Annotated in this window: 14 protein-coding genes; 6 read left to right on the forward strand and 8 right to left on the reverse strand. The window is 43.0% G+C overall.

Annotated elements, in window-relative coordinates; translation table 11 throughout:
• Window positions 1-101 precede the first annotated feature (101 nt).
• From aroG to AB4135_RS15965, 5 genes are all read right to left on the reverse strand, one after another.
• Complete coding sequence (gene aroG, locus AB4135_RS15945) at window positions 102-1,151, reverse strand: 3-deoxy-7-phosphoheptulonate synthase AroG (protein WP_371994407.1); 1,050 nt, start codon at window positions 1,149-1,151, stop codon at window positions 102-104.
• A gap of 417 nt (window positions 1,152-1,568) precedes the next feature.
• Window positions 1,569-2,735, reverse strand: a complete 1,167-nt coding sequence (locus AB4135_RS15950) for a tetratricopeptide repeat protein (RefSeq protein ID WP_371994409.1) — start codon at window positions 2,733-2,735, stop codon at window positions 1,569-1,571.
• 100 nt (window positions 2,736-2,835) lie between these two features.
• Window positions 2,836-3,183 (reverse strand): hypothetical protein, encoded by a 348-nt coding sequence (locus AB4135_RS15955; protein WP_371994411.1) that lies wholly within the window; start codon window positions 3,181-3,183, stop codon window positions 2,836-2,838.
• A gap of 187 nt (window positions 3,184-3,370) precedes the next feature.
• Window positions 3,371-4,621: an ammonium transporter gene (locus AB4135_RS15960; RefSeq protein WP_371994413.1), complete on the reverse strand. Its 1,251-nt coding sequence runs from the start codon at window positions 4,619-4,621 to the stop codon at window positions 3,371-3,373.
• 12 nt (window positions 4,622-4,633) lie between these two features.
• A complete protein-coding gene (locus AB4135_RS15965; protein WP_248973143.1) occupies window positions 4,634-4,972 on the reverse strand; it encodes a P-II family nitrogen regulator in 339 nt (112 codons plus the stop codon).
• A gap of 260 nt (window positions 4,973-5,232) precedes the next feature.
• Here AB4135_RS15965 and AB4135_RS15970 point away from each other — a divergent pair, with 260 nt between their 5' ends.
• Window positions 5,233-5,775: an isochorismatase family protein gene (locus AB4135_RS15970; protein ID WP_371994415.1), complete on the forward strand. Its 543-nt coding sequence runs from the start codon at window positions 5,233-5,235 to the stop codon at window positions 5,773-5,775.
• A 97-nt stretch (window positions 5,776-5,872) separates the two neighbouring features.
• Here the strand turns inward: AB4135_RS15970 and nrfA are convergent, their stop codons facing one another.
• Entirely contained in the window at window positions 5,873-7,276 is a 1,404-nt protein-coding gene (gene nrfA / locus AB4135_RS15975; protein ID WP_371994417.1) for an ammonia-forming nitrite reductase cytochrome c552 subunit, read from the reverse strand.
• 240 nt (window positions 7,277-7,516) lie between these two features.
• Between nrfA and narQ the strand changes: the two genes are divergently transcribed.
• Window positions 7,517-9,220, forward strand: coding sequence for a nitrate/nitrite two-component system sensor histidine kinase NarQ (gene narQ / locus AB4135_RS15980; RefSeq protein WP_371994419.1), 1,704 nt, complete (start codon window positions 7,517-7,519; stop codon window positions 9,218-9,220).
• A gap of 352 nt (window positions 9,221-9,572) precedes the next feature.
• Complete coding sequence (locus AB4135_RS15985) at window positions 9,573-10,202, forward strand: response regulator (RefSeq protein ID WP_220737077.1); 630 nt, start codon at window positions 9,573-9,575, stop codon at window positions 10,200-10,202.
• Window positions 10,203-10,274: 72 nt separating this feature from the next.
• Here the strand turns inward: AB4135_RS15985 and AB4135_RS15990 are convergent, their stop codons facing one another.
• Window positions 10,275-10,652, reverse strand: a complete 378-nt coding sequence (locus AB4135_RS15990) for a YacL family protein (protein WP_371994421.1) — start codon at window positions 10,650-10,652, stop codon at window positions 10,275-10,277.
• Between the two features lie 245 nt (window positions 10,653-10,897).
• Between AB4135_RS15990 and AB4135_RS15995 the strand changes: the two genes are divergently transcribed.
• The 3 genes from AB4135_RS15995 to AB4135_RS16005 all read left to right on the forward strand — a co-directional run bounded on the left by AB4135_RS15995 (window position 10,898) and on the right by AB4135_RS16005 (window position 15,796).
• Window positions 10,898-12,355 carry a sigma-54 interaction domain-containing protein gene (locus AB4135_RS15995; protein ID WP_371994422.1) on the forward strand — a complete coding sequence of 486 codons (1,458 nt, stop codon included), beginning with the start codon at window positions 10,898-10,900 and terminating at the stop codon, window positions 12,353-12,355.
• Between the two features lie 160 nt (window positions 12,356-12,515).
• Complete coding sequence (gene ccoG / locus AB4135_RS16000) at window positions 12,516-13,943, forward strand: cytochrome c oxidase accessory protein CcoG (RefSeq protein WP_371994424.1); 1,428 nt, start codon at window positions 12,516-12,518, stop codon at window positions 13,941-13,943.
• 254 nt (window positions 13,944-14,197) lie between these two features.
• Window positions 14,198-15,796: an AMP-binding protein gene (locus AB4135_RS16005; protein ID WP_371994425.1), complete on the forward strand. Its 1,599-nt coding sequence runs from the start codon at window positions 14,198-14,200 to the stop codon at window positions 15,794-15,796.
• Window positions 15,797-17,570: 1,774 nt separating this feature from the next.
• Here the strand turns inward: AB4135_RS16005 and AB4135_RS16010 are convergent.
• Window positions 17,571-18,083: a lipocalin family protein gene (locus AB4135_RS16010; protein WP_371994427.1), complete on the reverse strand. Its 513-nt coding sequence runs from the start codon at window positions 18,081-18,083 to the stop codon at window positions 17,571-17,573.
• Window positions 18,084-18,144 lie beyond the last annotated feature (61 nt).

The raw sequence follows: 18,144 nt of genomic DNA on the forward strand, positions 1-18,144 counted from the left end.
TCAACAAAGAGCCTAGATGCTCTTTTTGTCGTTACAAAAAGCCATAAAAAAACCCGGTGCAACACCAGGTTTTAATTTAACAAAAAACTTGCCACTAACCGTTATCGACGCTTAAGTATACTCTCGTTCAATACGCTCAGCATTTTCTCTGTGTCATCCCAACCGATACATGCATCGGTTACGCTCTGGCCATAACATAGCGATTGTCCTTCAACAGGGTCCTGACGACCTTCAACTAAGTTACTCTCAACCATAACGCCAAATATCGATGTTTCACCAGCACTTAATTGGCCCGCAACATCATCGGCAACAGACATCTGTAGTGCAAACTGTTTGCGGCTATTAGCATGGCTAAAATCAATCATAATATTATTCGCAAGCCCGGCTTTATCAAGTTGCAGGTTGATCTCTGCCACGTGTGCTGCACTGTAATTAGGCTCTTTACCACCACGTAAGATGATATGGCAATCAGGATTACCTTTGGTTTCAACAATCGCTGAATGGCCAAATTTAGTCACCGATAGGAAATGGTGTGGCGCACTGGCTGCACCAATGGCATCAATGGCCACCTTGATGGTGCCATCAGTACCATTTTTAAAGCCTACAGGGCTTGAAAGGCCAGAAGCTAGCTCTCTATGTACCTGCGACTCAGTGGTACGCGCGCCAATGGCTCCCCAGCACATTAAGTCAGCAACATATTGCGGCGTGATCATATCTAGAAACTCACCAGCCGTAGGTAAGCCCATATCATTAAGATCTAGCAACAGCTTGCGAGCAGTGCGTAAACCATCATTGAGCTTAAAGCTGTTGTCCATATACGGATCGTTAATCAAGCCCTTCCAACCAACCGTAGTACGTGGCTTTTCAAAGTAGACTCGCATAACGATTTCTAATTGATCTTTGTACTTTTTACGCAGCTCAACAAGACGTTTACCGTACTCAACAGCTGCAATAGGGTCATGGATAGAGCAAGGACCGATAACCACTAAAAGGCGATCATCTTTTTTTGCTAAGATATTATGAATGCTTTCACGCGCATTAAATACGGTCGCTGATGCGTTCTCTGTTGCCGGAAATCGCTCCAAAATGGCAATTGGAGGTAACAACTCTTTAATCTTATTAATTCGAACATCATCATTTTGGTAATACATGGTAATACTGCGCTCCGTCTAGCGTGTGAATTCTTATCTCTCGATTGCGATACTGCGTTCAATTTATCCAGTATCTCCTCACATTGCAATCAAGTAATTAAAAATCACATAAAATAAATTTAACTGTATATTTCTAAACAATAATTTAAAAAAATTTTCACTGTATTTATTCTATATAGAGCCAATTAATTCCCACTAAACATCCTATAATGCTTTCAACAAACTAATAACGTGCTCAAATACCGTCATGCACAAGTATATTAAGTAGTTATGAGCGCGGCCGCCCTTCCTGCTGTAAAAATCAACGAAAGCACTGTTATGGTGATTGTGTTATTGGAGGGCGACAGAAGTTATCCTATAAAAGATAAGCATGAGCTATCACTCACATCGATAAAAATCGACGCCACTAGCAGGCAGCTAATGACTTCTCATTGCTTGCAGCTTTGATTGATAGCGATGCTTGTTGTTTGAGTCATTGGTTAATGATAATGCTTTCTCCATATTGACTTCAGCTTTGCGTTCATCGCCCGTAGCCCAATATGTTCTAGAAAGGCCAAAATAGAATTCATGGCGGTAATCGGCCTTATCAATCGCTTTTTTATACCAGTTTAACGCTAGCTTATATTCTTTATCGAAGTATGCCTGCTGCGCCATGCTGTAGTAATAATAAGGATTATGGATCCGAGCGAGTTCCATGACTTTGTGCACATCAGCCCACTCATCAAGCCTATTTTGCTCTCCAAGTATAATGGCATAGTTATAGAGCGCATTCATATCATTGGGATCTATGGTTAACGCTAATTTATACAAAGCCTCTGCCTCTTCAACCAGCCCTTTATATCGATATAACACAGCTAGCGTATTAATCGCTGGCAAGAATTGATTATCCTGCTGCAAACTGAGTTTTAACAAGCCATACGCTTTATCATACTGCCCCTTTACCAAAGCTTCAGCGGCAACATTATTGTAATACATTGAGGCCACCATCGACTGGCTCACTCGACGCTTGTCATAGCCTTGCATCGCTCGTTCGGGTAAAAAATCTATTTGAATGGCACCAGTAGAAAAGTTAATGCTATTACGTTGCTCTTGCGGCAGTAACTTAAGGTTAATGTGACCATTTACAAGATAGAAGCCTCCTTGTTTATCCCAAACAGGTGGAACATCAATCTCTTGAAATTGAACCGTTACATCTAGCTCATCGGCTATTGCGGCGGTTAATAACACTAGGGATAGACAGTTACCTTCTCTGTCATTAAAGGTTTCACTGGCAGAGCGGGTTAAGTTATCGGCATAACGAAATCCACCATCTTGAGCGTTAATATAATTTGCCAACCACTGATGAACCATGGTGCTGCTAGTAGCAGACAGTTTGGAGCGATTAAAGTCCCTACGAACGCTTTTAAGGTCGTCATCTGACAAATAAAATAGGCTGTCAGCAACAGGAAGGTCTACTACCACATTAAAGTGTTCATCATGGTAATAGCTTTCAAGCGCATACTGTTTGCTTGATTCCGAGGTCGAACTACACGCTTGTAGTAACAGAAGTAGAAATGATAACAAGGTTATAGAAACACTCTTCATAACGCTCTCAACACAATAAACCTTACCTATAAGCATAGTAGGTATGGCTTACTCTCTTTGCTAAAAACGTTACAAATCGTAAATCAAAAGCATAACCTCATTAATCAATAATTATAGACTTTGATTGAGAAGCTTTAGGAGACGGCTTATCTATCTCTATATAAAGTTGTTTATCTTGGTAACGATAAGGCCGATAAAATTGAGCACCACAGGTAAAATGGCGATAGGGAACCATAATAGGCAAACAACCTATGGGCAGTGCCTGTAGGATCTGGATTTGACGTTGAAATCTAAGTGCTTGTTGCCAATCATGCTCTAAAAGCACTTGGTCACGAACAGCAAAAGCATCAAATGGTTCACTGGATTTACGCACCACCACTTGACCAGATACTGCGCTAAAGCTACTAAAGCACAACAATAGTAAACCGGTATTTATGATTTTTTTCATTAATCCATCACCAAGTAATGCCTAAGATAACGTTAACTCCATCCTATACTTAACACTCGTGCAAATCCATTGGCCTTATGCCATCCCCCTTTTTATCACCTGTAACAAACTGGTTCTCGGCACTTCGAGTAAACATTTCCCATAAAAAAGCAGAGCCTAAGCTCTGCTGTTTTCATTTGGTGAAGCTCTAACTACCACTTTTTACCGAGACAAACTCTGGGTAAGCATCAATGCCACAATCAGATGCATCCATACCGTTATACTCTTCCTCTTCAGTAACACGGATCCCCATGGTCACTTTAAGGCCAAGCCAAACAAGTGTAGAAGCAATGAACACCCAGCCAAATATCACTGCAGCGCCATAAAGCTGAGTGATAAAAGAAGCGTCCGCATTAGATATAGGTACTAAGATTAAGCCTAATAGCCCAGCTACACCATGCACCGAAATAGCCCCAACAGGGTCGTCAATCTGCACTCGATCAAACGCCACAATAGAAAACACCACCACACCACCAGCGACAATGCCTATCACTCCCGCCATCGCTAATGATGGCGATAATGGATCGGCAGTTATCGCAACAAGACCTGCCAAGGCACCATTTAAGATCATGGTTAAATCAGCTTTGCCCCAAATGAGTCGACAAACAATGAGCGCTGACAGGGCACCAAATGCCGCTGCTGAGTTAGTGTTGACAAAAATCTTTGCCACTGCACTGGCATTTTCAGCGTCTGATACCAATAACTGCGAACCACCATTAAAACCAAACCAACCCATCCACAAAATAAACATGCCCAAAGTAGCCATGGGTAGGTTTGAACCAGGAATAGGATTCACCTGTCCGTTTGCACCATACTTACCTTTACGGGCTCCAAGTAATAACACCCCTGAAATAGCGGCTGCAGCGCCTGCCATGTGCACAATGCCACTCCCTGCAAAATCAACAAAGCCCGCTTCTGATAAGAAGCCACCGCCCCATGTCCAGTACCCTTCAACAGGATAAATAACAGCTGTCATAAATACTGAAAATGCCAAGAATGCCCATAGTTTCATGCGCTCAGCAACCGCACCAGATACGATTGACATGGCCGTTGCCACAAATACCACTTGGAAGAAGAAGTCAGATTCAAGCGCATGATCCGCGCCATCAGCTTGTGAACCAATCAATGAGCCAAATGAAGGTAACCAACCTCCCTCAGCGTTATCAACATACATAATGTTGTAGCCAACGATTAGGTACATTACGCATGCAATAGAATATAAGCAGACGTTCTTAGTTAAGATTTCAGTGGTGTTCTTCGAGCGAACCAGCCCCGCCTCTAACATGGCAAAACCTGCAGCCATCCACATCACTAGCGCACCGGAGATCAAAAAATAAAAAGTATCCAGAGCAAAACGTAGCTCTGTTACTGTTAATCCTAGTTTAGTTAAATCGTCCATTTCCCTACCCCTTTAAAGTGCTTCGTTATCAAGTTCGCCAGTACGTATCCTGGTTGCTTGCTCTAAATTGGTAACAAAAATTTTGCCATCACCAATCTTGCCCGTTCGAGCCGCCCCTGTTATTGCCTCGACGAGCATCTCTACATTTTCTGCTTTAGTAGCTATTTCTAGTTTAACTTTTGGCAGAAAATCAACTTGATACTCAGCACCTCGATACAGCTCGGTATGGCCTTTTTGACGACCAAAGCCTTTAACTTCAGTGACTGTCATCCCTTCAATGCCGACATTGGCGATAGCTTCTCTTACATCATCTAACTTAAACGGCTTAATAATGGCACTGACCAATTTCATGGCTATCTCCCTGAAGACTATTTTTAATTCTGATAAAGATAATTCAAGCATCAGGCCAAAATTACAAAGCGATTAAAAACATACAGATAGAGAATAACACTCATGTTAGAAGGAATTTAAATGCACCAATCGAGTGCATTTATGCAGCAGCTGCACTGCCATAAGGCACCGTCACTGCGGCTTAGACTTATCGCCTATTGGCTACAACACGGAATTGAGTTGTACTGGTGCAAATAATCCACAAGTACCAAGGACCTTAAATGTTGAAACCTGAAGATTGCGTATTAGTTGTTGTGGACGTGCAAGGGCAGCTTGCCCGGGTGATGCATCAGAGTGAAGCACTTCACCAAAAACTGACCATATTGATAAAAGGGGTACAGTTATTCGACATACCTATTTTGTGGCTAGAGCAGCTACCAGATAAACTTGGTGCAACAACAGACGTGTTAGCCACCGAGTTGATACAAACCACCGAACCAATAGCTAAGCAGCACTTTAGTGGCTGGCAATGCCCTAAATTCAGAGCAAAGCTATCCGCTATGGGACAGAAACATATATTGGTCGCAGGTATAGAAACTCATGTTTGTGTCTACCAAACCTGTATGGACCTTCTCGATAATGCTTACCCAACACATTTAATTGTCGATGCAATGTCTTCGAGAACGCCTGAAAATAAACAGTTAGGCATAGAGATGATGCAGGAACATGGCGCGCTAAAAACAAATGTCGAATCATTGCTATTCGAATTGCAACATGAAGCCATAGGCGAGCGCTTTAAAGCATTACTGGAATTAATTAAATAACGACTCTAACATAAAGCCTTAAGCATAAAAAAAGCCCTCATAATGAGGGCTTTTTACAATAGAGCTATGCAGAGAAAACTTAGCTATATATTAGCTGTTACTTGTAAGTCGCTTCACGCTTTTCAGCTTCAGCATCCCACTTAGGCAACATAGTTTTCTTGAATTCAGCTTTATCAGCATTCATCTTCTTCATATCCATACCTAGAGCTGCTTGAGCTTTAGCTTTGGTAGAAGTGTCAGGGTAAGCAATTGGTTGCTTAACGCCTTTAGCAGCGAGTAGTTGAGCAAGCTTGATGCGAGCGTCAGCAGCTTTGTCTACCGCAGTACCTAGTACACGAAGCGCTTCATCAGCAGCGTGAGCAGCAACACCGTGTGATGCAGTTGCGTAGTCCCAGCGCCATTGTGAATGACGGATATCCATAAGGATAGGCTTCATTTCAGTTTCAGTTGCACCCGCATCCCAAGCAGCTTTTGCTTCGAAGTGAGCTTTAACTAACTGAGTTTCAGCGCGAGCTTTAAGGTCAGCAACTTTATGCTTACGTTCTTCAGTTAAGTTAACCATGAACTCTTTGCTTTGCTCGTGACAAGTTGCACAAGTTTCTTCAAAGCGGTCGAATGGGTTACCGACTTTGTGATCAGTGAACTTACGGCCTTTGTCACTCTTAACTTTAGGCATATGACAGTCAGTACAACTTACGTTGTTCTTACCGTGAACACCTAACTGCCAAGTTTCATAACCAGGATGCTGTGCTTTAAGCATTGGCGTTTTAGAAACGGCGTGAGTCCAGTCAGAGAATTCCATGTTGTCATAGTAAGCTTCCATCTGTTCAACAGTGGTGCCCATATCCCAAGGGAATTTAACAAAGCCCTTCTTATCTTTAGTCTTCTCGAAGTAGTACTCTACGTGACACTGACCACATACCATTGACTGCTTGTCTTTCTTAGACGCTTTATCAAATGGAGTGCCAAGTGTTTCCATTGCGCGTTCAGCGAATGGACGAGAGATACGTAGCTTAGAAGAACCTTTTACGTGACAATCGCCACAGCCAAGTGCGTTAACGATTTCAGGACCGCCTTTAGACCACTTGCCAGTGAAGTAACCATCTTCACCTTGCTCTTCGATCATACGAGGTACATCTGGGCTCTTACAAGACCAACATGCCATTGGCATTGGACCATCTTCAGCTGAAGTCGGTGCGCCAGTACGAAGTGTGTTACGTACGTCTGTAACTGCGTACATGTGACCACGAGGAGCGTTATAGTCTTTAGCAAAACCATAACCCGCCCAAAGGACAACTAGGCTTGGTACTTCTTCAAGCATATCAACAATTTCTTTGCTTTCTGAAGTGTCATGCCAAGTCTCATATTGATTCTTGAACTTATTTTTGTAAACTTCGTTACGAGGTTCAGTTTTATCACTTGCGAATGTGCTGCCAGCTAGTAAGCTAGCAACGACCATTGCACTAAGTGCAAAAGTCTTTTTAGTTAATGTTCTCACCATCTCATCTCCATATTACTTTATAATCTTTATAGCCCCACCTATTGCAAGGTTGAAGTTAGACTCTTATCTAAAACAAAAACATACCCCTTAGGGGGTATCCCATGGAAAACTTGCGTTAGATCAACATGTGAACGTGTTGTTGCTCACACTTTTGCATTTTTGTTAATGTATTCAATCAACCACTAATGTAGAACCGCTATAAACGAATAGCACATAAACCCAATAATTGAGAGTTTTTGAATGAAAAAAGGCAGACTTACATCAGCAATATGGGGATTCATGTTAACCCTGATATTACTCTCTAGTGGACTCGCCATTTTTGCCATTGTTAATCTTTCGTATAGTTTAGGTGACGCTCGCGCCATTAATGCCTCTGGCTCACTGCGAATGCAAAGCTATCGACTTATGTTTTATGCCAATTCAGGCAGTGAATCCGCTGCAGATAAAATCGCGGAGTTCGAGAACACTCTTAACTCTCAAGCCCTTAGAACATCGCTAACTTGGTATACCCCCCAAGATCTTAAAGAGAAATATTTGGCCGTTATCGATAAGTGGCAAGTGATGCGTTATTACATTGAGTCCGAGAACTCTCGTCTGTATGCCGCAGCACTTAAAGACTTTGTCGATACCATTGATTTATTTGTACTAGAAACAGAGCAGCACGCCGCATTTAAACTTAAAATGCTCGCCATTAGTCAAATTACCGGTTTGGCGATAATGTTGCTTATTGCCTTTGTCACAGTAAGAATAGCCAAACGTAAAGTTGTTAAGCCATTGCAACAATTGATGCAGGCCGCTGATACAATTTCACAAGGTAATTTTAATGTAGAAATGCCTAAAACAGAGTATATCGAATTGAGTGCTTTAAGCAGCGCACTCGATACCACGGTTAAAAAGCTCGCCAGTGTTTATCAAGGGCTCGAATCACAAGTTCAAGAAAAGACAATAGCCCTTACCCGTGCTAACAACGAATTAAAATTACTCTACGATAATGTGGTGATGTTGCATTCGAGTAAATTAGACATTAGTACATTAACCGATGCAATTAATCAGCTGCAAAGCCATGATCCGGATATTAATTTAAGATTAGTGGTCGTCGAAGAAGAGCAAGTGCAATATATTATAGATGCGCAAGGCGAATGGCCGCGCGATGCAAAAGCCACACAGAAATTTGCGCTGCAGTTTGAACATAATAATTTGGGCTATTTGGAGGTAATTTCTAGCCAACCCTTCTCCAATGCGCTTTATAGCAATTTTGCTATTATGCTTGCTCGCTCAATGGTGACCTATAATGCAGGAGAGCAGAGACAGCAGTTAGCACTGATGGAGGAGCGCGGCGTGATCGCTCGCGAACTGCATGATTCATTAGGCCAATTACTATCCTTCTTGAAAATCCAAGTTAACCTGCTTTCTAAGGAGCTCGATAAAACTTCAAAAAGCCCGCGCGCGGCCGAGCAGCTGCAAGAGATAAATGAAGGAGTGAATACTGCCTATGTGCAGCTTAGGGAATTACTTTCAACCTTTAGGTTGACCATTAAAGATCCCAATTTGGGCCATGCTATTGAGGCCATGATAGAGCAGCTTCGTGGCCAAACAGATGCCGAAATAACCTTAGACTACAAGCTGCCAGTACAGTTGCTCGGGGCACATCAACATATTCATATTCTTCAACTCACCCGAGAAGCAACACTCAATGCGGTTAAGCATGCCAAAGCGAAGCATATTCATATTAGTTGTCAGAAGATCAGCGACGAAAAAGTGATTATCGATATCAGTGATGATGGCGTAGGTATCGAAAAGCTCAAAGAAAGAGACCAACATTTTGGCTTAGGGATCATGCATGAGCGCGCCAGTCGCCTCTCAGGTGTGGTAGAATTTAATCAAAATGAGCAAGGTGGCGCTACGGTGTCGTTGACTTTCTCGCCTCAACAAGAACCTGTGTAAAAATATAACTAAACAAAACAGGTAGATAAGACAAAACAGATGCTATTTTTTGAATTATACCAATCAGTATAAAGATTCGGTCGCTCAGCGAGAGTTTAGCGGTTTTGAGGCAAGGCTTTGAGTGAAGTACATAGTTATTCTACGTTCAAGCTCATTAACGCAGCATCAGAGCCGCTAAAACTCGCCTGTAAGGAGTGTTTTTGGCTTACTACTTCGGTGTTGGATAAAGGCAAAAGGGAACGACCATTATGGCAATTCTCCGCCTTGAATTAGTTCGCCAAAAAACACTCTGAGTAGACCCACTACTTATACCGATTGGTATTACAAATTTACCTCAGCAGGAGGCCTTTAAATGGGTAAGCCTTATTCAGTACTCGTTATTGACGATCATCCATTATTACGTCGTGGGATCTGTCAACTTATTACCTCAGATTCAGATTTCACTCTGTTCGGTGAAGCTGGAAGTGGTCTAGATGCGCTTTCAGCAATTGCTGAAAATGAACCCGACATCGTATTACTCGATTTGAATATGAAAGGGATGACAGGATTAGATACGCTCAATGCACTGCGGCAAGAGGGGGTCACCTCTCGTATTGTCATTTTAACTGTTTCCGATGCTAAACAAGATGTGATTAGGCTAGTAAGAGCGGGCGCTGATGGTTACCTGCTAAAAGACACCGAGCCAGATTTGCTGCTCGATATGCTTAAAAACGCCATGCTTGGCCATCGTATTATTAGCGATAATGTCAAAGAGTACTTGTCGGAGCTAAATAGCTCTGTCAACGAACAGGAATGGATTGAGAACTTAACGCCAAGAGAGCTTGAAATTCTGCAACACCTTGCAGAAGGACAAAGCAACCGCGTCGTTGCAGAGCAACTGCACATCAGTGAAGGTACCGTTAAGGTACATGTGAAGAACTTACTGCGTAAAGCAAACGCAAAATCTCGCACTGAGATGGCAGTTAGATACCTTAACCAGTAATGACCTATCCAATACTAAACAACAAAAGGCAGCCTAGGCTGCCTTTTTTAATACTCAAGAAGCATCTATCATCTAGCGTTCATCTAAAAATTTACGCCAATTAATCAATACATCGTAAAAATCTTCTAGTCCGCAAAAAGCTTCTGACTCACCGTCATAAAATGACATAGATTCGTCCATCTCAACTTCATCACTGTCACCTTCGGCGATATTATTAGCAAAGATCCTAGCTTGCTCACGATCTAGCTCAATAGAGAGTGCCTTTCCAACTAGACGCCAATCACTTAATTGGCTAGCTTGTATTTTTTCAATATGCTGACAGATTTCAACATGTTTTTCGGCATTATCACCTAGCTCTTCCGACAACCAAAAACCTAACGCTTCATGATCCATACTAAAGCGCGCAAATGCAGTGCCGGTTATTGTATTGCGCAAAAAATCGTATTCCATAATCAGGGCCAAAACTCAGTAAAGACTCAACTGATACCATTTTAACTTAATAAATGCTTAGCTGCCCTGCTCAATTATATTTTCGTATCGAATATAAACCAGTAATCAGCAAAAATTCACTTAGACAATTATCTTACTATCAACTTCGAATTAACTTATAACCATTTAGTCACGCTATATCGTGCCCTTGCAATTTAACTTATACTTATGCAAGCTTGCTCACCTTATATCGCGACGGGAAGACCATGACAGCCATCAATCTGCAACAAAAAACCACTCACGCAGACTTTCTGCCTGAAAATCAACTGATACTGAATGCCGTCAGCGAAGGGATCTATGGTTTTGATCTCGAGGGCAATGCGGTATTCATCAACCCTGCCGCAGAAAAAATGACAGGGTGGCAAACTGAAGAGCTACTGGGAAAAAATATTCATGACTGCCACCACCATAGCCACAACGATGGCAGCCACTACCCCAAGGAAGACTGCCCCATCTATAGCACACTTAAAGATGGTGTCGCCCGCGAAATAAGCCACGAAGTATTTTGGCGTAAAGATGGCTCAAGTTTTCCTGTACATTACACCTCTACCGCCGTCTATAAAGATGGTGTAATGATGGGTGTAGTAGCGATATTTCGTGACATCAGCATTCAAAAACAAACCGAGCACTCTTTACGTCAAGCGTTGGAGCAGGTTCAGGCGTTGTCAGAAAAGTTATCTTTCGAGAATCAGTACCTGCAACTTGAACTTGCAGATAGAACCGGAGACGTGGGGATCTCTGGCAGTAGCCCGCTGATGATGCAACTTATCCAACAAATAAAACTAGTGGCAAACACAGAAAGTACGGTACTGATTAGCGGTGAGAACGGCACAGGTAAAGAGTTGGTAGCCCGCAATCTGCACCGTTTGAGTAACCGAGCAGACAAACCGTTAGTGAGTGTTAACTGCGCTGCATTCTCAGCAGCACTGCTAGAGAGTGAACTGTTTGGCCATGAAAAAGGCGCTTACACCGGGGCCACGAGCCGCCGCAAAGGACGATTTGAATTAGCTAACAATGGCACCCTGTTTCTCGATGAAGTGGCGGAACTCACTCTTGAAGCCCAATCAAAATTACTACGCGTTATTCAAGAACAAGAGTTCGAGCGAGTCGGTAGCAGCCAAACGATAAAGGTCGATATTAGATTGATTACTGCTACTCACCATGATCTACTCAAACGGGTCGAACAGGGATTATTTAGAATGGATCTGTACTACCGCCTTAATGTCTTTCCAATCATCGTCCCTCCGCTGCGTAATCGATTATCTGATATTCCTGAACTTGTCAGCCACTTAATTCAAGAACTTAATAAGAAGCTCGGTAAGAAGATCAGCAAAGTGAGCCAACGCGGTATGCAAAAGCTCATCAAACACAGTTGGCCTGGCAATGTACGTGAGCTGCAAAATGTGCTCGAAAGAGAAATGATTTTATCAAATGGCCCTGTACTAGAGTTTGGCCAGTTAGCAGCAGAACCACAAATGCAAACATCAAGCAGTAGCGGGGCTAAGCAAACATTAGCTGAAATAGAAAAAGCCCACATACTAAAGATATTAAAGCAGAACCAATGGCGGATCTCTGGTGCAACAGGGGCAGCGGCAATACTCGGTATGCCACCCAGCACTTTACGATCTCGAATGAGCAAGTTGGGTATTAGCCGTCCCATTTAAACGCTCCGGAAACTCACGATATATCGCCACTTATCGATATATCGTGATAATAATAGACCATAAATAGATAAAAATAGCCATTAATCAACACTTTAATAGATGGCCTAATGTTTGCTATGTAGACCCTGAGTGAATAATGTCAGTGTCTATAGAGAAGCCAATGTTAAATAGCAATAGTAGTGCGGTAGAGAACAGCAACGTGGCTAAAAGCAGCCCACTAACAAATCAACGTATTCCAATTAAGCAGATCGACAACCAAATCAGTGGCAAGATCCATATTCGCCAACAAAAGGGATACTTTCAACGTATTAGAACCGGAATGAATAGCCTTTTAGTGGCGCTATTTTTCCTACAGCCCTTTATCTCCTATCAAGGCAGGCAAGCTATCTTGTTCAATATTAGTGAGCAGCAGTTTATCTTCTTTGGCACCACTTTATGGCCACAAGACTTTACTATTCTCGCTTGGGTATTTATTGCAGCCGCTTTCTTACTATTTTTTGCCACAGTATTTTGGGGCAGAGTCTGGTGTGGTTACCTATGTCCACAAACCGCTTGGACATTTATGTTCGTTTGGATTGAAGAACGAATAGAGGGCAGTAGCAACAAACGCTCGGCCTTAGACAAGGCGCCAATGAGCTTACAAAAGGCGAGCAAACGCATTAGCAAGCACTTAGCCTGGGGCGCTATTGCTCTGCTTACTGGCTGTGGTTTTATCGCTTACTTTATTCCTGCTAGAGAGCTTTATTTAGACATTTTAACTTTCGAAGCCAGCTTTTGGATCTCTACCTGGGTATGGTTCTTTGCAATTTGTACCTACTTAAATGCGGGCTGGATGCGTGAGCAGATGTGTCTACATTGCTGCCCTTACGCACGCTTTCAGTCAGTGATGTTTGACGCTAACACCAAGACCGTCACCTATGATACCGCCCGCGGTGAAAGCCGTGGCCCACGCAAACGCAAACAAGAGACCGACTTGGGCGACTGCGTCGACTGTAACCTGTGTGTGGATGTTTGCCCTACTGGTATTGATATTCGAAATGGCCTGCAGTATGAATGCATCAACTGCGGGGCCTGCGTCGATGCCTGTAATCAAACCATGGAAAAGTTCGGTTATAAACCTGACCTTATCAGTTACGCAAGTGAGAACCAACTCGTCGACAAAGCCGTGCCTTTTTATGAATCCTATAAATTTCTAGGTTATGGCATCGCCGCGTTAATCATGCTGACAGTGATTGGTTTTGATATCAGTAACCGCTCTGCCATTGAGCTCAATGTTATTCGTGATAGACAAACGCTTTACCGTGAAACGCTCACCGATGCAATCGAGAACAGTTTTACCTTAAAGATCCGCAATAAAACTCAACAGGCGCGTCATTATCAAATATACGTCTCGGGTAATAGCAGCTACCAACTCGCAGGAAAATCACGAGTATTAATTGAGGCTGGTGAGCAGTTAGATTACCCGGTTACTGTTTTAGCCAACCTTAATACGCTTGATAAAAGCCGCAGTGAAATTACCTTTGTGGTCGCCGAGCAACACAGCCATAGTCAGGTAACGCAAAACTCCAGCTTCTTTAGTCCGATTTAAACTCCAGTTTTCACCTCAAACAATGAAAGGTAATGCGTGATCTGCTTTACCTTTCATTTTTATAGCCGCCGCTGCCAAATAGAGTAAAAAGTCTAACTCTAACAATACGATACTCCTCTTAAGTTTGATTTCTGCTGAAACAATTTATTTCACTGTTGACCATTGACCTTGGAGGGATAATCGCACTAATCTAAACACCTGTTTGATTTTTACTAATCCATCATAATTAGAAACTGGCTAACTAAGGTATCTCCATGGCATATGATTCAGACTCAACACTAGACCTTTCACGCTACGCATCGCTTAATGATCTGATAGAACTGGCTAGTGCAAGATATGGTGACAAAGCCGCGTACTCCTGCTTAGGCCAAGAGACAACCTTCAACGAAATTAACCATTATTCGCGTCAATTTGCAGCTTACTTACAGCAAGAGACCAATCTCGTGCAAGGTGACAGAGTCGCGATTCAATTGCCCAATATTACTCAATTTGTAATTGCCGCTTATGGTGCTATCAAGGCTGGTATGGTGTTAGTTAACACTAACCCTCTCTACACCCAGCGTGAACTTATCCACCAGTTCAATGACTCAGGCGCTAAAGCCTTAGTGGTGCTATCAGACTTACTGCCAACGCTAACCGAAGTGATCGCTAACACAGAGATAGAAACGGTTATCTCAACCCATGCGATGGACTTAATTGCACCACAGCCACAACCTGAAGTGCCATTTGCGACCGTATCCTTTTGTGACGTGCTTGCTGCAGGCGAAAAACTCCACTATGCGCCAGTGATTAGTGTTTCCGGGCAAATCGCCGCGTTGCAATATACAGGCGGTACCACTGGTTTATCGAAAGGCGCAATGCTGACCCATGGCAATCTACTTGCCAATGCGATGCAGATAAAATCTCGCTTAGGCGACCGACTAGTGGAAGGCGAGGAGATATTTGTCGCGCCGCTGCCTGTTTACCACATCTACGCCTTTATGGTGAATTTAGTGCTCTACTATGAACGTGGTGGCTGTTCGGTATTAATTCCTAATCCGCGCGATATTTCAGGGCTTATCTCGACACTCGCAAACTACCCATTTACCGGCTTTGCTGGGCTCAACACTTTGTTTGTTGGCCTGTGCCACCAACCAGAATTTAAGGCGCTCGACTTTAGTCATCTCAAAGTCACCATCTCAGGTGGCACCGCGCTCACCCAAGCCGCTGCCAATATGTGGCAGCAAACCACAGGTTGCACTATCTCCGAAGGTTACGGTTTATCGGAAACATCACCAGTTGTGTCACTCAATGCCCCAGGGCTTGAGCAACTCGGTACCATAGGAAAACCTGTAATCGGCACCCATGTAAAGATCCTCGACATGGATGATAAAGAAGTCCCCAATGGCGAGACTGGCGAGTTAGCCGTTTTTGGCCCACAAGTGATGCTCGGTTATTGGAATAACCCAGATGAGACCGCCAAGGTGATGACCAGTGATGGTTACTTTAAAACTGGCGATATTGCGCTCGCAACAAATGATGGTTACCACAAAATTGTCGACCGAAAAAAGGACATGATTATCGTTTCTGGCTTTAACGTCTACCCTAACGAAGTCGAAGATGTATTATCCAACCATGAAGCAGTACTCGAATGTGCAGTGATTGGTATCGAAGACGAGCGCAGCGGCGAAGCGGTTAAAGCGGTTATCGTGCTCAATGACAGCAACATGGATCACCAGCAAGCAAAAACAACCATCGATAGTTACTGCCGTGAACAGCTAACCGCTTACAAAGTGCCTAAGATCATCACCTTCGTTGATGCTCTACCTAAATCGACAGTCGGTAAGATCCTGCGCAGAGAACTGCGCAAGTGAGTTAGATTTGAGTTAAGTTTTTGAGTAAAAAATAAAGGGAGCCTATGGCTCCCTTTTATCATTTTCCAACTTGAAACAAATTGAACAATTCTGAATCACCGCGGCAATCTCTATGAGCACAGTATAATTTATGCCTATCTGATAATCAGTCCATTTTATGTGAACATGTATAACAGTTATCTGTAGGTAAACGATACTTAAACCAGCTAAGCATAATTTGATGTTTTCCGCAGCTTGAGCAAGTATAAACAACTGCTTTTAACATTAAATAAATACCCAGCGCCATGCCGACTATATAAAAAGGGTTCATATAGAACGCAACATCGACTGAAATCGTTTTAAACATCACAGTGGCAACTAGTTGAACAATTAGCAACAGGTTAAATTTTTTAGCTCTGCTCATCCCCTCGCCTTATCGCTTTCTGGCATGAGTTATAAATTGCCACCATGACTCCCTTATCTTATTCATTAGCTGTTCGATAATGCTCTTCACTACTTCATCAGCTCTACCTAAGAGTCACCGAACTGGTTTGGTCTTGGTTTCAGCGGAGCAAGCAATATATAAAATATCCAAGCAAGCCAAGAGATAAAAACAATCGCTAAGATCCAAGCAGCCTTTTCGGCACCTGAAACTTTTTTGGAAATCGAGATAAAAATAATCGGCAGTAACCACAGACAAAATACTACGAAAAAAAACGTCATTTTAATTATCCAACAAAACTCGAATGGCTCTCAATACTACACGTAGCAAATAACAGTCGCACGATTCCATTCTTTGCCCGAAAGGGTGAATGTTGTTGAATTTACCACCACTAAAATACTGTTGTAAATGATTTTTACCGTTATTTTCTTTAAGCCATGTCATAACGATATTAGCTAAGCATAGGCAAATAAATTGCCTGCGGTAGATGCGGGATAGGAGATCTGAATATCGTGATAACATGGATGTGAATGAACGACCGTATGTGCTGATACTTCCGTGACACGCTACAAGTCCATCCGTGGATGGCTCTGCCATAACATCCATGTCATGGCCAGTCACGGCCATAGCGACACAGGGTTATAAAAGCGCACCTCTAAGCATTGGGTTTATCAATAAAAGCTTTTAATTTAGATGAACCTCCACATCAGTGAACATAAGTATTTATATTTAAGTAGCCAAATTTGTAGACAGCAATCTTCCCCGTTGGAAATTTCGCTTTTTAAACTTCGCCGAGGTGCTGAGAGTTGGACTCTTATGAAATCAAGAGCGGGTACAAGCGCTTTACCCCTTGGCTCTGCTCTTGATTACGAAAATGGGCGAAGCGCCACGACGTTGGCTATAATGAATAGCTCAAGCGAAGCTTGGTACTTTGCCTTCAGTGGTTCCAATTGCCTGCGGCAGTCGTATGTGCAAACGCAACTGAGGCTCGCTGCAAGTACTTCCATGTAAGCTCAACGAAAACATCCCTGTTATCGAAGGCCTCAGCCGCATCTACACCGGGTTTGAAAAGCGTAATCATCCGGCATTTTAGTTTTTAATTTTAAGATGCTGAGTTCATCAATAAACGACAAAATAATTGAAAACACCATCTTCCCCGTTGGAAATTTTGCTTTTTAAATTTCGCCGGGGCGCTGAGGGTTCGCCAAGGGGGACAAGCGCTTTCCCCCTTGGCTCGGGTGTGGGCGAAGCGCCACGACCTCAGTGGCCGCAGGCCATAGTGCAGGATTCAGAGATGCACAATTAAACGCAGCTTTAATCGCTAGTTGCTAACAGTTACCTACCCGTAACGATCTATGACTGATTAACCCAGATAATCTCATCCATCGCAAACCCTAACGCTTTCGCTTGCTCGGTAAACTGCTGTTTAAGCGCTTCACTCACCTCTGGTGTTCTAGATAAAAACCACAGGTAATCGCGGTTATAACTGGTGATAAACGCGTACTGATAACCCTCTTTATCTAATTCATACACTACATAAGAGCCGTAAAATGGTCCGAAGAACGACACCTTTAAATGGCCAATGTTAGTCTCATCAACAAAGAACGCTTTGCCCTCGGCGCTATCCCACACCTGCTCGTCGGTTTTAAAACCGCGGTTTGTCACCTTAACGCCACCGTCTTCACGCATCTCGTAATTAGCCGTCACCTGCTCCATGCCACGCTCAAAACTATGGTCGAGCCTAGCGATTTCATACCAAGTGCCGAGGTACTTAGGTAACTCAAAGTCATCAACCGGTTGAATGCCTTTTGGGAGGCTGGTACAAGCTGACAGAAACAACATAGATAACACTAAGCAAAACCGCATAGATAAACCCTCAACAGAATAATAGTAAACCACAATGATTCAATACGTTAACGATTAGAAT

It is taken from the genome of Shewanella sp. 10N.286.54.B9 (assembly GCF_041468565.1).
GTDB lineage: Bacteria > Pseudomonadota > Gammaproteobacteria > Enterobacterales > Shewanellaceae > Shewanella.

What these genes read in the sequence shown, in the direction of transcription:
- aroG (WP_371994407.1), bottom strand. Translation starts at nt 1,151, where the DNA reads ATGTATTACCAAAATGATGATGTTCGAATTAATAAGATTAAAGAGTTG.
- AB4135_RS15950 (WP_371994409.1), bottom strand. Translation starts at nt 2,735, where the DNA reads ATGAAGAGTGTTTCTATAACCTTGTTATCATTTCTACTTCTGTTACTA.
- AB4135_RS15955 (WP_371994411.1), bottom strand. Translation starts at nt 3,183, where the DNA reads ATGAAAAAAATCATAAATACCGGTTTACTATTGTTGTGCTTTAGTAGC.
- AB4135_RS15960 (WP_371994413.1), bottom strand. Translation starts at nt 4,621, where the DNA reads ATGGACGATTTAACTAAACTAGGATTAACAGTAACAGAGCTACGTTTT.
- AB4135_RS15965 (WP_248973143.1), bottom strand. Translation starts at nt 4,972, where the DNA reads ATGAAATTGGTCAGTGCCATTATTAAGCCGTTTAAGTTAGATGATGTA.
- AB4135_RS15970 (WP_371994415.1), top strand. Translation starts at nt 5,233, where the DNA reads ATGTTGAAACCTGAAGATTGCGTATTAGTTGTTGTGGACGTGCAAGGG.
- nrfA (WP_371994417.1), bottom strand. Translation starts at nt 7,276, where the DNA reads ATGGTGAGAACATTAACTAAAAAGACTTTTGCACTTAGTGCAATGGTC.
- narQ (WP_371994419.1), top strand. Translation starts at nt 7,517, where the DNA reads ATGAAAAAAGGCAGACTTACATCAGCAATATGGGGATTCATGTTAACC.
- AB4135_RS15985 (WP_220737077.1), top strand. Translation starts at nt 9,573, where the DNA reads ATGGGTAAGCCTTATTCAGTACTCGTTATTGACGATCATCCATTATTA.
- AB4135_RS15990 (WP_371994421.1), bottom strand. Translation starts at nt 10,652, where the DNA reads ATGGAATACGATTTTTTGCGCAATACAATAACCGGCACTGCATTTGCG.
- AB4135_RS15995 (WP_371994422.1), top strand. Translation starts at nt 10,898, where the DNA reads ATGACAGCCATCAATCTGCAACAAAAAACCACTCACGCAGACTTTCTG.
- ccoG (WP_371994424.1), top strand. Translation starts at nt 12,516, where the DNA reads ATGTTAAATAGCAATAGTAGTGCGGTAGAGAACAGCAACGTGGCTAAA.
- AB4135_RS16005 (WP_371994425.1), top strand. Translation starts at nt 14,198, where the DNA reads ATGGCATATGATTCAGACTCAACACTAGACCTTTCACGCTACGCATCG.
- AB4135_RS16010 (WP_371994427.1), bottom strand. Translation starts at nt 18,083, where the DNA reads ATGCGGTTTTGCTTAGTGTTATCTATGTTGTTTCTGTCAGCTTGTACC.